14 protein-coding genes are annotated in these 13,344 nt (G+C 71.0%); 8 read left to right on the forward strand and 6 right to left on the reverse strand.

Translation table 11 applies throughout. The features are described 5' to 3' along the window. Positions 1-80 precede the first annotated feature (80 nt). Together ABFX55_RS14855 and melA are read left to right on the forward strand one after the other, a co-directional pair. Positions 81-1,007, forward strand: coding sequence for a carbohydrate kinase family protein (locus ABFX55_RS14855; RefSeq protein WP_346121365.1), 927 nt, complete (start codon positions 81-83; stop codon positions 1,005-1,007). After that, positions 1,004-2,308 carry an alpha-glucosidase/alpha-galactosidase gene (gene melA, locus ABFX55_RS14860; RefSeq protein ID WP_346121367.1) on the forward strand — a complete coding sequence of 435 codons (1,305 nt, stop codon included), beginning with the start codon at positions 1,004-1,006 and terminating at the stop codon, positions 2,306-2,308. The genes ABFX55_RS14855 and melA overlap by 4 nt, the downstream gene beginning before the upstream one ends. Here the strand turns inward: melA and ABFX55_RS14865 are convergent. Beyond that, the gene (locus ABFX55_RS14865) at positions 2,305-3,081 is read right to left on the reverse strand and encodes a DeoR/GlpR family DNA-binding transcription regulator (RefSeq protein ID WP_346121369.1); all 777 of its coding nucleotides are present in this window, start codon (positions 3,079-3,081) and stop codon (positions 2,305-2,307) included. The two genes, melA and ABFX55_RS14865, sit on opposite strands and share 4 nt — an antisense overlap. An 8-nt stretch (positions 3,082-3,089) precedes the next feature. Then, the gene (locus ABFX55_RS14870) at positions 3,090-4,391 is read right to left on the reverse strand and encodes a family 4 glycosyl hydrolase (RefSeq protein WP_346121371.1); all 1,302 of its coding nucleotides are present in this window, start codon (positions 4,389-4,391) and stop codon (positions 3,090-3,092) included. Between the two features lie 217 nt (positions 4,392-4,608). Between ABFX55_RS14870 and ABFX55_RS14875 the strand changes: the two genes are divergently transcribed. Continuing rightward, entirely contained in the window at positions 4,609-5,457 is an 849-nt protein-coding gene (locus ABFX55_RS14875; protein WP_346121373.1) for an endo alpha-1,4 polygalactosaminidase, read from the forward strand. Here the strand turns inward: ABFX55_RS14875 and ABFX55_RS14880 are convergent. Continuing rightward, positions 5,454-6,212, reverse strand: a complete 759-nt coding sequence (locus tag ABFX55_RS14880; RefSeq protein WP_346121375.1) for an aminotransferase class IV — start codon at positions 6,210-6,212, stop codon at positions 5,454-5,456. The genes ABFX55_RS14875 and ABFX55_RS14880 overlap by 4 nt on opposite strands. Positions 6,213-6,275: 63 nt before the next feature. Here ABFX55_RS14880 and ABFX55_RS14885 point away from each other — a divergent pair, with 63 nt between their 5' ends. Further along, positions 6,276-6,707, forward strand: a complete 432-nt coding sequence (locus ABFX55_RS14885; protein WP_346121377.1) for a nuclear transport factor 2 family protein — start codon at positions 6,276-6,278, stop codon at positions 6,705-6,707. Between the two features lie 79 nt (positions 6,708-6,786). Here ABFX55_RS14885 and ABFX55_RS14890 read toward each other — a convergent pair whose 3' ends face one another. Further along, on the reverse strand, positions 6,787-7,995 hold the full coding sequence (locus ABFX55_RS14890; protein WP_346121378.1) for a M20 metallopeptidase family protein: 1,209 nt from the start codon (positions 7,993-7,995) through the stop codon (positions 6,787-6,789). 62 nt (positions 7,996-8,057) lie between these two features. On the opposite strand from ABFX55_RS14890, the gene ABFX55_RS14895 reads away from it, so the two are divergent. Continuing rightward, complete coding sequence (locus ABFX55_RS14895) at positions 8,058-8,837, forward strand: HAD-IIA family hydrolase (protein ID WP_183659585.1); 780 nt, start codon at positions 8,058-8,060, stop codon at positions 8,835-8,837. A gap of 4 nt (positions 8,838-8,841) precedes the next feature. Then, positions 8,842-9,462: a hypothetical protein gene (locus ABFX55_RS14900; protein ID WP_346121380.1), complete on the forward strand. Its 621-nt coding sequence runs from the start codon at positions 8,842-8,844 to the stop codon at positions 9,460-9,462. Between the two features lie 9 nt (positions 9,463-9,471). On the opposite strand, the gene ABFX55_RS14905 is transcribed toward ABFX55_RS14900, so the two are convergent. Further along, positions 9,472-9,924 (reverse strand): NUDIX domain-containing protein, encoded by a 453-nt coding sequence (locus ABFX55_RS14905; RefSeq protein ID WP_221241453.1) that lies wholly within the window; start codon positions 9,922-9,924, stop codon positions 9,472-9,474. A 71-nt stretch (positions 9,925-9,995) separates the two neighbouring features. On the opposite strand from ABFX55_RS14905, the gene ABFX55_RS14910 reads away from it, so the two are divergent. After that, complete coding sequence (locus ABFX55_RS14910; RefSeq protein WP_346121382.1) at positions 9,996-10,919, forward strand: acyl-ACP desaturase; 924 nt, start codon at positions 9,996-9,998, stop codon at positions 10,917-10,919. 7 nt (positions 10,920-10,926) lie between these two features. Then, positions 10,927-12,843 carry an ABC1 kinase family protein gene (locus ABFX55_RS14915; RefSeq protein WP_346121383.1) on the forward strand — a complete coding sequence of 639 codons (1,917 nt, stop codon included), beginning with the start codon at positions 10,927-10,929 and terminating at the stop codon, positions 12,841-12,843. Between the two features lie 3 nt (positions 12,844-12,846). On the opposite strand, the gene arfB is transcribed toward ABFX55_RS14915, so the two are convergent. Further along, on the reverse strand, positions 12,847-13,254 hold the full coding sequence (arfB, locus tag ABFX55_RS14920) for an alternative ribosome rescue aminoacyl-tRNA hydrolase ArfB (RefSeq protein WP_183659589.1): 408 nt from the start codon (positions 13,252-13,254) through the stop codon (positions 12,847-12,849). Between the last annotated feature and the right edge of the window lie 90 nt (positions 13,255-13,344).

Below are 13,344 nucleotides of genomic sequence, written 5' to 3' on the forward strand. Positions count from 1 at the left end.
AAACTTGTCAATACCTTCGCTCGGATTCCATTTTTGAAAGACTTGACAAGTTATCGAAGGCACTGCGAGCGTTCCTGCCCATGGCCACAACAGACTTCGATCTGCTCGTCGTGGGTGACGCCAACCCCGACGTGATCGTCTCGGGGGCACCGCCCCAGCTCGCCTTCGGGCAGCGCGAGCAGCTGGTCGAGACGGGGGAGCTGGTGCTCGGCGGTTCCGGCGCGATCACCGCGTGCGGAGCGGCCAGGCTCGGGCTGCGCACCGCCTTCGCCGGGCGCGTGGGCGCCGACGCGGCGGGCGACTTCGTGCTCTCCTCGCTCGCCGGACGGGGGGTGGACGTCTCCGCCTGCGTCGTCGAGCCCGCCAGGCCCACCGCGCTGACCGTGGTGCTCGTGCGCGGAGGCGACAGAGCGATCATGACCGCTCCCGGCTGCCTGCCCGACCCGTGGGCGGTGCCGTCCTCGCTGGTCGCCAGGGCGGCGCACGTGCACGTCTCCTCCTTCTTCCTGCAGCCGGGCCTGGACGTCACCGGGCTGTTCGCCGCGGCCCGCGAACGCGGCGTGGGCACCTCGCTCGACACCAACGACGACCCCGCGGGGGAGTGGAAGGGGCTGGAGCGGGTGGTCGGCCTCACCGACGTCCTGCTGCCGAACGAGGCCGAGGCCCTCGCGATGGCGGGCGCGCTGGCGGCGGCCGGCTCCGACGTGGCGGACGCGGCCGCGGCGCTGGCCGCTCTCGGACCCCTGCCGGTGGTGAAGCGCGGCGGCGACGGCGCGCTCGCCTGGCCGCAGGACGGCCCGCTCCACGTCCCCGTCACGGTCCACGGCACCGGCTTCGCCGACGCCGTGGGCGCGGGCGACAGCTTCAACGCCGGCTTCCTGGCCGCCAGGCTCAGGGGCCTGCCGCTGCGCGCGTGCGTGGAGCTCGCGGTCAGGGCCGGGACCCTCTCCACCCGAGCCGCGGGGGGCACAGCGGCGCAACCGACCTGGGAGGAAGCAACCTCATGAGAAACCCGAAGATCGTGTTCGTGGGCGCGGGGAGCGTCGTCTTCACCCAGGGGCTGCTGGCCGACCTCCTGGCCTATCCGGAACTGCGCTCGATCAACCTCGTGCTGCACGACATCGACCCCGAGCGCCTCGAGGTCGCCGAGGCCGTCGCCCTCCGCATCGCCGAGGCCCAAGGCGCGCGACCGCGCGTCAGCTCCACCCTCGAGCGGCGCGCCGCCCTCGAAGGCGCCGACTTCGTGATCAACATGATCCAGGTCGGCGGGCACGCCTCCACCGTCACCGACTTCGAGATCCCCGCCCGCTACGGCCTTCGCCAGACGATCGCCGACACGATCGGCGTCGGCGGGGTCTTCCGCGCGCTGCGCACCTTCCCCGTGCTCGACGCCCTGGCCGAGGACATCGCGGCGGTCTGCCCCGACGCGTTGCTGCTCAACTACACCAATCCGATGGCCATGAACGTGTGGTACCTGTCGAGCAGGGTGCGCAACGTCGTCGGGCTGTGCCACTCGGTCCACTGGACCATGCGGGGGCTGGCGGAGCTGGTCGGCGTGCCGTACGAGGAGGTCACCTACCAGGCGGCCGGCGTCAACCACCAGGCGTGGGTGCTGCGCTTCGAGAGGCAGGGCGAGAACCTCTACGACCGGCTCGACGCGCGCGTCGACGCCGATCCCGAGCTGCGGCGCAGGGTGCGGGTGGAGATGTACAGGCGCCTCGGCCACTACCCGACCGAGACCAGCGAGCACTCGGCCGAGTACGTGCCGTGGCTGCTGCGCCACGGCGGGGAGATCGACAGGCTGCGCATTCCCGTGGGGGAGTACCTGCGGGTCAGCGAGGAGAACGTGCGGGAGTACGAGCGCACCCGCGACGCCGTGCGACACGGCGCCGAGCTGGAGATCGCCGGCACCGACGAGTACGCCCCGCAGATCATCCACAGCATGGTCACCGGCGCCCCCCGCGTCGTCTACGGCAACGTGGTCAACGACGGGCTGATCTCCAACCTGCCCGCCGGCTGCGTGGTGGAGGTGCCGTGCGTGGTGGACGGCACGGGCGTGCGTCCGACCAGGGCGGGCGCGCTGCCGCCGCAGTGCGCGGCGCTCAACCGCGCCTACGTCAGTGTGGGCGAGCTGACCGTCCGCGCCGCGCGGGAGGGCAGGCCCGAGCACGTACGGCACGCCGTCATGGTCGACCCGAACGCCTCGGCCACGCTCTCGCTCGACGACATCTGGCGCATGTGCGACGAGCTGACCCTGGCGCACGGCGAGCTGCTGCCCGAGGCGCTCAGGGTCACGCTGGCGACCTAACCGGCCAGTTCGACCGTCAGGCCCCGCTCGCGCAGCCCCGCCACCACGGCGGGGTCGGCCGACTCGCCGGTGATCAGCAGGTCGACGTCGGTCAGCCCGCAGATCGGGGCCAGCTCCACCCTGCCGAGCTTGGTGGAGTCGGCCACCACGACGCGCCTGGAGGCCGCGCGCAGCATCCGCTGCTTCATCTCCGCATCGGGCAGGTTGACGTTGGTGAAGCCGCCGTCGGGATCGACGCCGCCGCAGCCGAGGAAGACGGTGTTGGCCCTGATGCCGTCGAGCAGCCTGCCCGCCATCGGGTCGACGAGGGAGTGCTGCTGGCGGCGCAGGCTGCCGCCGGTGACCACGACGGAGAAGCGGGGCAGGGCGGGCTCCAGCTCGAGCGCGGTGCGCAGGCCGTTGGTGAAGACCGTGACCTCGGTCAGGTCGGCGCGGGCGACCAGCTCCCTGGCCACGTAGGCGGTGGTGGTGCCCGCGCCCATCAGCACGCTCTCGCCCGAGCCGATCAGGCGGGCGGCGGCCTTGGCGATGAGGCCCTTCTCCACGGCCGCGGCGCCGAGCGACATCTCGAACGAGGGCTCGGTGCGCGCGGGACCCGCGGCGACCGCGCCGCCGCGCACCCTGCGCACCATGCCCTGCTCCTCCAGCGCGTCGAGATCGGCGCGCACGGTGACGCTGGAGACGCCGAACGCCTCGGCCAGCTCGTTGACCCTGGCGAAGTCCTGCTCGCGCAGCAGGCCGAGCATGCGGTCGCGGCGCACCTCGGTGGGCATCGACTCCTTCACCCGCGCACCGCCTCGGGCAGCAGGTCGCCGTGGGCCGCCAGTAGCTCCTCGACCAGCGCCTCGATGGCGGGCAGGGGGAGCGTCGCGGCGGTGTTGGGGTCGAGCATGGCCGCGTGCAGGACGTGCCTGCGGTCGCCGTCGAGCACCGCCCGCACGGTCAGCTCGACGACGTTGAGGAAGGTGCGGTTGAGCGCGGCCAGCTGGATGGGCAGCTCGCCCACCGGCTGCGGGCGCACCCCCGAGGCGTCGACCAGCGCGGGCACCTCGACGCACGCCTCCGACGGCAGGTTGGAGATCAGCCCGTCATTGCGGACGTTCACGTGGACCAGCCTCTCCTGGCCGGTCAGCATGGCGAGCAGCGCGGTCGCCGCGGGCTCCTGGTGCTGCCAGCGGATCAGCATCGGCCTGCCGGCCGCCAGCGCCCGCCTGGTCTCCTCGTAGACATGCAGGGTCATGCCCGCCCTGCGCAGGTACTCCTCCACGGGCACGCCGAGCCTGGAGGTCTCCGCCGCGTGCCGCATGATCCACGGCACGTACTCCGCCGCGTGCTCGCTCGACTCGGTGGGGAAGTAGCCGAACCGGTGGTACATCTCCACCCTGACGTGGCTCTTCAGCTCGGGATCGGCGGCCAGCGCGTCGTCGAGCTCGGCGTAGAGGGAGCGGCCCCGCTCGTCGGCGAAGACCAGCACGAACGACTGGTGGTTGACGCCCGCGCTGCGCACCGTGAGGTCGTCGAGGTCGCGGCCGACCAGGTCGGCCAGGTAGGCGTGGGTGTCGCAGACGGCGTGACAGACCCCGGCGAAGCGGGTCAGGCCCGTGGCCTCGTGCAGCGCCCAGCCGGTCATGGCCATCGGGTCGGTGTGGCTGAGCAACCAGGCGTCGGGGCAGAGCGCGGCGATGTCGTGGCCGAGCTCGACGGCGGCGGGGATGGTGCGCAGGCCCCTGAAGATGCCGCCGATGCCGATCGTGTCGCCGATGGTCTGGCGCAGGCCGTAGCGGTGGGGGATCTGGAAGTCGCGCAGCGTCGCCTCGAACCCGCCGACCTCCAGCGCCGACACCACGTGGTCGGCCCCGTCGAGCGCGCGCCGCCTGTCGGCGTGGGAGATGATCCTTGCCCCGGAACCCGCCTCGGCGTCGAGCGCTCTGACCAGGGCCTCGGCGGTGGCCAGCCGGGCCGGGTCGGTGTCGTGCAGGACGAGCTCGAGGCTGCCGCGCAACGGCTCCGACAGCAGCAGGTCGGACAGGATCCTGCGTGTCAGCTCGACGTTGCCCGCCCCGACGAAGACGATGCGCGACATCCCCACCTCCTACCTGGGCGACCAGTATTCCACGACGGCATGTTGCTCGAATCTGTTGAAAGTTCGGGGGGTTTGGGCAACTCTTGTCATGTGCTGGCGTGGGCTCCCCGGCGTTCCCGGGCCACGCCACCGCTCACGAGCCCTGGGCAGGGCCGTGTGCGCGGAGTGCGGAACAGCATGCGTGGCGCCCTTGCCGATCATTTCAGCGAGGAGAAGCATGCGAGCAATCAGGATCCTGGCCGTCGCCGTCCTCACCTGGATGGCCTTCCTCGTGGCCCCGGCGTCGGCCCGTACGGCCGCGCCCGTCCCTGCCCCCGTCCCCTGTCCGGGCTGCTGGAAGCCCGCGCTCAACACCAGCTGGCAGTGGCAGCTGTCCTCCGTGCCCGCCGAGCCGTTCCTGAACGTCACGATGTACGACATCGACGGCTTCAACGCCTCCGCCGCCGTCGTGCGGCGCCTGCACGAGACCAGGGCGGGCCGCAAGGTCGTCTGCTACGTCAGCGCGGGCTCCTACGAGGACTGGCGTCCCGACGCCGCGCAGTTCCCCGCCTCGGCGCTGGGCGCCAACCTCGACGAGTGGCCCGGCGAGCGCTGGCTCGACATCAGGCAGTACGGCGGGAAGCTCGGCCAGATCATGCGGGCGCGCATGGACATGTGCAAGGCCAAGGGCTTCGACGCGATCGAGTTCGACAACGTCGACGGCTACACCAACGAGACGGGCTTCCCGCTCACGGCGGCCCACCAGTTCGCCTACAACGCCTGGCTGGCCAACGAGGCGCACACCAGGGGGCTGTCGGTGGGGCTGAAGAACGACCTCGCCCAGATCCCCGGGCTGCTGTCGTACTTCGACTGGGCGCTGAACGAGCAGTGCTGGCAGTACGACGAGTGCACCACCGCGCAGAACGGCGGCTACGGCTACGACCAGTTCGTCAGGGCGGGCAAGGCGGTCTTCACCGTGGAGTACGAGCTGGCCGCCTCGTCGTTCTGCTCCAGGTCGAACGCGCAGAACTTCAACTCGCTGCGCAAGAACTACGACCTGGACGCCTATCGGGTGGCCTGCCGCTAGATCTTCTCCCAAGGCTCGTCGGCGTAGAGCCCGAGCAGACGGGCGGCGAAGGCGTCGTCGAGCGGGAGCGGCCTGTCCTCCAGTCTGCCCACCATGACCACGCCGTGGGAGTTGGTGAGGAAGACCGACTCGAAGGAGGGCAGGTCGCCGATCGCGAAGGGGCGGCGCTCCTGCGGGATGCCTGCGGCCCGCAGTCGCCGCTCCATCACCTGCATGGTGATGCCGTGCAGCATCGGGGCGTCCGGCCAGACCACCGCGGCGCCGTCGAAGCAGCCCACGTTGGTGATCGTGCCCTCGGACACCAGCCCCTCCGCCGTGGTGAACAGCGCCTCGTCGAAGCCCCGCGCCTGGGCGCGCGCGCCGTAGTAGCCCTGGGCGAAGCCGCCGGTGTGCTTGATGTGCGGCAGGAAGCGCTGGTGGACGACGGACGTGACGGTCCTGGGCGAGGTGGCGGCCTCCTGGGGCGGCCGCACGGTGACGAACAGGTGCAGCCCGTCGGCCTCCAGCACATGGACCCGCACGCTGGCGTCGTCGATGTCGTCGCCGAGCGCGGTCCTGATCGAGTCGAGGACCGACTCGGTGTCGAGCCCGGCGTCGTAGAGCTCGCGGTTGGCCGCTTCGAGGCGGGCCAGGTGCAGGTCGAGCCCCCTGGTGCGGCGACCGCGCACCTGCATGGCGGTGAAGTGCCCGTTGCGGGCGAGCATGGGCAGGGTGGCGTCGGGCCCCGCGACCCTGCCGTCGATGACCGTGATCACGTGTCCAGGCTACGTTCGCCGCCAGAGGGTGCGAATGTAGCAAGCGTTTGGTTTGATCAGGCCATGGACGAACGTGAGGTGGCCGACCGGCTCGAGATCACCGGGTTGCTGGCCCGCTACACCAGGGCGATCGACACGGGCCGGTGGGAGGTTCTCTCGGAGGTGTTCACCGCCGACGCGGTGATCGACTACCGGGCGGCGGGCGGGATCGCCGGAGGGCTCGAGGAGGTGCGGGCCTGGCTGGCCGAGGTGCTGGCGCACTGGCCGGGAAGGCTGCACCTGGTCGGCGCGCCGGTGATCGACTTCGCGGACGGCGAAGCCGTGGTCGTCGCGCCGTTCACCGACACGCTCTCGCCCTCCAGGGAGATGATCGGCGCGGACGCCAAGGGGTTGTGCCAGGGCGGCGGGTGGTACCGCCACCGCATGGTCCGCACGCCGTCGGGATGGCGCAGCAGGGAGCTGGTCGAGGAGCAGGCGTGGCGGACCCTCGGATGAGGCGGCCTCCGCGTGACCAGGCCCGCCCCGCGCGCCCGGGTGGCGTGATGGACGGGCCTTCGCCGGTGACCTCGGTGGGCTATCGGGGGCCTGCCGTACCCGCGGAGAGCCTGGACAGCGCGAGAGAGGCGTACAGGGCGGCGCCGTCCGGCAGGACGGCGTCGTCGAACCGGGCCTCGGGCGAGTGGTTGTACGGCGCATCGGCGGGGTCGCGGTCGCTCGGGCACGCGCCGAGGAAGATGAAGGCCCCCGGGACGTCCTCCAGCACGTAGGAGAAGTCCTCCGAGCCCGTGACCGGCTGGGGGGCGACGAAGAAGCGGCCGGGGCCGAACAGCTCGTCGATGGTCTGGCCGGCGAAGGTCGCCTCGTCAGGGGTGTTGACCGTGACCGGGTAGCCCATGCCGAACGAGGCCTCCACGTTCAGGCCGTGCGCCGCCGCGATGCCCTCGACCAACTGCACGGCGCGCTGCTTGACGCGGGCCCTGTTGTCCTTGCTGAAGGTCCTGATCGTGGCGGAGAAGCGGGCGTCGTCGGGGATGACGTTGTCGACGGTCCCCGCGTGGAAGCTGCCCACGGTCACCACGACGGGGTCGAACACGTCGAATGTCCTGGTCACCATCGTCTGCAGGGCGGTGACCATCTCGCAGGCGGCGGGGACGGGGTCCAGGGCGCGGTGCGGGCTGGAGCCGTGGCCGCCGCGGCCCTTCACGTGCACGTTGAGCGTGTCGGCGGCGGCCATGATCGGGCCGCCTCTCGAGGAGAACACCCCCGGCGGCAGCATGGCCGAGACGACGTGCATGCCGTAGGCGGCCACGGCGCGCGAGCCCGCGGCGTCGAGGACGCCCTCGTCGATCATGTACTTGGCGCCCTCGTAGCCCTCCTCGCCGGGCTGGAACATGAACACCACGTCCCCCGCCAGCTCCTCGCGCCGCCCCGCGAGCAGATGCGCGGCTCCCGCGAGCATCGCGGTGTGCAGGTCGTGGCCGCAGGCGTGCATCCTGCCCTCGTGCGAGGAGATGTAGGGCAGGCTGTTGCGCTCGGCCACGGGCAGCGCGTCCATGTCGCCGCGCAGCAGGACGGCGGGGCCCGGCCTGCCGCCCCGCAGCACCGCGGTGACCGAGCTGAGCGACTCTCCCGTGCTGATCTCCAGCGGCAGGCCGTCCAGCGCGGCCAGCACCTTCTCCTGCGTGATGGGCAGGTTGAGGCCGATCTCAGGGGTCGTGTGAAGCGAGTGGCGGAGCTGCACGAGCTCGTCCCGCATGTCCTGCGCGGATTCAAGAAGCGACATGCACCACATTCTTCATGTGTCGGCTACGAGCAGGACAAGTGGCTTTTTGTAGGATCGGGAGGATGACTGAGCGTAAGCCCATCCAGAGCTGGCTGTCGGACATGGACGGCGTCCTCGTGCACGAGGGGCACCCCGTCGCCGGGGCCGACGTGTTCATCAAGCGCCTGCGCGACTCGGGCAAGAGCTTCAGAGTGCTCACGAACAACTCGATCTACACCCCTCGAGACCTCGCCGTACGGCTGCGCGCCGCGGGCCTTGAGGTGCCGGAGGAGTCCATCTTCACCTCCGCCCTCGCCACCGCCCGCTTCCTCGACGACCAGCGCCCCGGCGGCTCGGCCTACGTGATCGGCGAGGCCGGGCTGACGACCGCGCTGCACGAGGTCGGCTACGTGCTCACCGACCTCGACCCCGACTACGTGGTGCTCGGCGAGACCAGGACCTACAGCTTCACCCAGATCACCAGGGCGATCAGGCTCATCGAGGGCGGCGCGCGGTTCATCGCCACCAATCCCGACCCTGTGGGTCCCTCGAACGAGGGCTCGCTGCCCGCCTGCGGCGCCGTGGCCGCGATGATCACCAAGGCGACCGGCGTCGAGCCGTACTTCGTCGGCAAGCCCAACCCCATGATGATGCGCCACGCGATCAACGCCATCGACGGCCACAGCGAGAGCACCGCGATGATCGGCGACCGCATGGACACCGACATCGTCTGCGGCATGGAGGCGGGCCTCTACACGATCCTGGTGCTCACCGGCGTGACCCAGCGAGGCCAGATCGACCGTTTCCCCTTCAGGCCCTCGCGGGTGGTCGAGTCCGTCGCCGACCTGATCGACCTGGTCTGACACCGTGCACAGGATCTATCTGGAGCTGGGGCCGAAGAAGATCTTCGCCTGCTCCCTCGACTGGCCCGGCTGGTGCCGGGTGGACAAGTCGGAGGAACTGGCCATCGACCGGCTCACCGGCTACGCGCCCCGCTACCGGGTGATCGCCGAGCGGGCCGGCCTCGACTTCGAGTCCGGCGAGCCGACGGTCGTCGAGCGGGTGAAGGGCAGCTCCACCACCGACTTCGGGGCTCCCGACGCAGAGCCCGCCGCCGACTCCGAGCCCTTCGACGCCGCGACCGCGGCCCGCGACGTGGCGCTGCTGCGGGCGGCGTGGGTGCTGTTCGACGAGTGCGCCGCCGTCACTCCCGAGGAACTGCGCAAGGGGCCGCGCGGCGGCGGGCGTGACCGCTCCAAGATGGTCGCCCACGTGACGGAGGCCGAGCGCTCCTACGCCCGCCAGCTGGGCGTGAGGTATCCGCCCTTCAAGTCGGAGGCCGACCGCGAGGCCATGCGCGAGGAACTGGCGGCGGTCCTGCTGGCGGGCGGCTCGGGCGCCTGGTCGGGCCGCTACGCGGCCCGCCGCATCGCCTGGCACGTCATCGACCACCTCTGGGAGATGGAGGACCGCAGGTCGCCCTCGTAGGCGGGCGCCTTACCGCTTCGCCAGACGAATGAGGCGGGGCAGTGAGGCGATGTGACCGGCCAGGTAGTCGCCCAGCACCTCGGGCACCAGGTGCCGGGAGGCGATCTCGGAGGGGTCGAGTCGCAGCCGCTCGACCTCGTAGACGCCGCGGGTGGGGTCGTCCCACTCGGGGCCGTGGCGCAGGGCGGGATCCATGGAGACCAGGCGGCAGCCGTACACGTGCTGGGTCTTCACCGCGCCCTTGTAGGGATAGGACAGCGTGGTCAGCGGGGTGACGGCGGAGACCACCGCGCCCAGCTCCTCCAGCAGCTCCCTGCGCAGGGTGTGCTCCAGACTCGCGTCACCGGGTTCGACGTGCCCGCCGGGAACCGACCAGTAGAGCGGCCTGCCGGGGACCGTCCGCCGGAAGAGGACCAGGCGCTCGTCGTCGTCGAGTAGGACACCTCGGACACTCGGTTGCATAATGACCCTCCATCTCCCTGAGGTAGCCTAACTTACGGTTGCGTAGCTTGAAGGAGATGATCTTTATGGTGATGAGTCAGACAGAGCTCCTGCACGAGCTGGAGCCCGTGGTGGCGGGCGAGCTCGACCGCCACCTCAAGGTGGCCAAGGAGTGGTTCCCCCACGAGTACATCCCGTGGAGCGAGGGCCGCAACTACGACGGCGTCTTCGGGGGCGACGCCTGGCAGGAGTCCGACTCGACCCTCCCCGAGGCGGCCCGCGTCTCGCTGATCGTCAATCTGCTCACCGAGGACAACCTGCCCAGCTACCACCACGAGATCGCGACCACGTTCGGCCGCGACGGCGCGTGGGGCACCTGGGTCGGCCGCTGGACCGCGGAGGAGGGCAGGCACGGCGTCGCCATCCGCGACTACCTGACCGTCTCGCGCGCGGTGGACCCGATCGCGCTCGAACGCGCCCGCATGGTCCACATGGAGGGCGGCTTCCAGACCGAGTACGGCACCATGCTCCAGCAGCTGGCCTACGTCTCCTTCCAGGAGCTGGCCACCCGCATCTCGCACCGCAACACCGGCAGGGCCTCGGGCGACCCCACCTGCGAGCGCCTGCTCGCCAAGATCGCCGCCGACGAGAACCTCCACATGCTCTTCTACCGCAACCTGCTCAAAGCGGCCTTCGACCTCGACCCGAACCAGACGATGCGCGCGATCACCGACGTCGTGACGACCTTCCAGATGCCGGGCTCGACCATCGAGGGCTTCACCCGCAAGGCGATGATCATCGCCCACGAGGGCATCTACGACCTGCGCCTGCACCTCGACGACGTGCTCATGCCCGTCCTGCGCCAGTGGGCGGTCTTCGACAAGACCGACCTCGACGGTGACGGCGCCAAGGCCCGCGACGAGCTGGCCGCCTTCCTGGAGAAGACCGACGCGACGGCCGCCAGGTTCGTCGAGCGCAGGGAGGAGCGCAGGGCGCGCGCCGCCGCCATGCGATGATCTCCGAATGGCTTTGATGATTGCCATTCCCCTCGCGATCACGCTGATCCTGCTGGCCACGGCGGCGCAGCGCCTGCTCGGCGTCAGATTCGGCGCGGTCCGCACGGCGCTGGCCGCGCTGCTGGCCCTCGCGCTCGCCGGGCCGTTCCTGTCGCCCGTCCTGGAGTCCTTCAGGAGTCTCGACGTCGACAAGGACCCAGGCATCGGGCCGATGTGGGTGCTGATCCTCGTCTCGATGTGCGTGGTGCTGATCCCCATGGTCATCCTGGTGATCGGGGAGGCGCTCGTGCCGCCGGGCTCGGTCCCGGGGCCGATCGAGCTGGTCAGGTCGCTGCGCGGGCGCCTGTCCCGCGCCCGCCGCTACTCCCAGATCACCAGGATCGCCTTCAGGCACGGCCTGGGCCCCTACCTGAGGGGCAGGGGCGGCGACCCCGGCGACAGGAGCGGCAGGGCGCGGCTGGCCCGCTCGCTGCGCGAGGCGCTCGACGACGGCGGCGTCACGTTCGTCAAGCTCGGCCAGGTGCTGTCCACCAGGCGCGACCTGCTGCCGCCCGAGTTCATCGACGAGCTCGGGCGGCTGCAGGACCACGTCAACCCCGCGCCGTGGGAGCAGATCTCGCAGGTCGTGGACCTCGACGCGTTCGCCTCCTTCGACCGCACCCCGCTGGCCGCCGCCTCGATCGCCCAGGTCCACGCCGCCCGCCTGCACAGCGGCGAGGAGGTCGTCGTCAAGGTCCAGCGCCCCGGCATCGGGGCGGTCGTCGCCAGGGACCTCGACATCGTCGCCAGGCTGGCCGCCACGCTGGAGACCAGGACCAGGTGGGGCCGCTCGCTCGGCCTCAAGGAGCTGGCGGCGGGCTTCTCCGCCGCCCTGCGCGAGGAGCTCGACTTCCGCGTCGAGGCGGCCAACATGGCCGCGGTCGCGGCCTCGGGCGGCGGCGCGGTGACCTATCCGGCGCCGCACACCCCGCTCTGCACCGAGAAGGTGCTGGTCATGCAGCGCCTGTCGGGCAAGCCGCTGACCACCGCCCAGGACTCCGAGGGCCCCGCGCTGGCCCGCACGCTGCTCGACTGCCTGCTGCGGCAGATCCTGCTCGACGGCGTCTTCCACGCCGATCCCCATCCCGGCAACATCATGCTGCTGTCCGACGGTTCGGTCGGCCTGCTCGACTTCGGCTCGGTAGGACGCCTCGACGCCTCCCTGCGCGCGGCGCTGCAGCGCTTCCTGATGGCCATGGACAGGCAGGACCCTCTCGGCGTGACCGACGCGCTGCTCGAGGTCGTGCCCAGGCCAGAAGAGATCGACGAGGCGGCGCTGGAGCGGGCGCTCGGCCAGTTCATGGCCAGGCACATGGGGCCGGGGACGGACAGCGCCGTGATGTTCACCGACCTGTTCAAAATCGTCTCCGAGTACGGCCTGTCGATCCCGCCCGAGGTCGCGGCGGTCTTCAGGGCGCTGGCCACGCTCGAGGGCACGCTGGTGCGGCTCTCGCCCGGCTTCAACCTGATCGGCGAGGCCAGGGAGTTCGCCGCCCGGTACCTGGCCGAGCAGATCGGGCCCACCACGGTGAAGGAGGCGGTGGCCCAGGAGGTCACCGCGCTGCTGCCGATGCTGCGCCGCCTGCCCAGGCGGGTGGAGCGCATCGCCAGCGCGGCCGAGCACGGCCGCTTCTCGATGAACGTGCGGCTGCTCGGCGACGAGCGCGACCGCCGCTTCCTGACCGGCCTGCTGCACCAGGCGCTGCTGACGGTGCTCGGGGCGACGGCGGGACTGATGGCGGTGATGCTGCTGGGCACCGAGGGCGGACCCACCGTGATCACGGGACGGATCTCGCTGTACGAGCTGATCGGCTACAACCTGCTGGTGATCAGCTCGATCCTGGTCCTGCGCGTGCTCATCCTCGTCTTCCGCCCGCGCGAGTGAGCGTCAGATCTCGCGGCGCAGGCGCTTGACGTCGGCGCGCTGCTTCTTGGCCGACAGGCGGCGCTCGACCGAGCCCCTGCTCGGCTTGGTGGGACGGCGCCGCTTGGGCGGCGGCGCGATGGCCTCCCTCACCCGCTGGGCCAGGCGCTGAGCGGCGGCCTCACGGTTGCGCAGCTGGGAGCGGTACTCCGACGCCGCCACGGTGATCACCGGGGACGGCAGCCGCTCCAGCGCCCTGGCCTTCAGCGCCTCGGGCAGCGCCGAGGTGGCCGAGAGGTCGAACAGCAGCTCCACCCGGCTGTCGGTGGTGTTCACCCCCTGGCCACCCGGCCCCGACGAACGGGAGAAACGCCACACGAGCTCGTCGCCTGGAATGGCGATCGAGTCGTTGACGATCAACGGGCCTGTCATGCGGAACACCTCCTCTTCCGGAACCGTACCTGGGTGACATATGCCCGCGGCAACGGAATTTCCCCCTGCAACCATTCCGCAAGTCGCCGA

This window comes from Nonomuraea roseola (assembly GCF_039535395.1).
GTDB lineage: Bacteria > Actinomycetota > Actinomycetes > Streptosporangiales > Streptosporangiaceae > Nonomuraea > Nonomuraea roseola.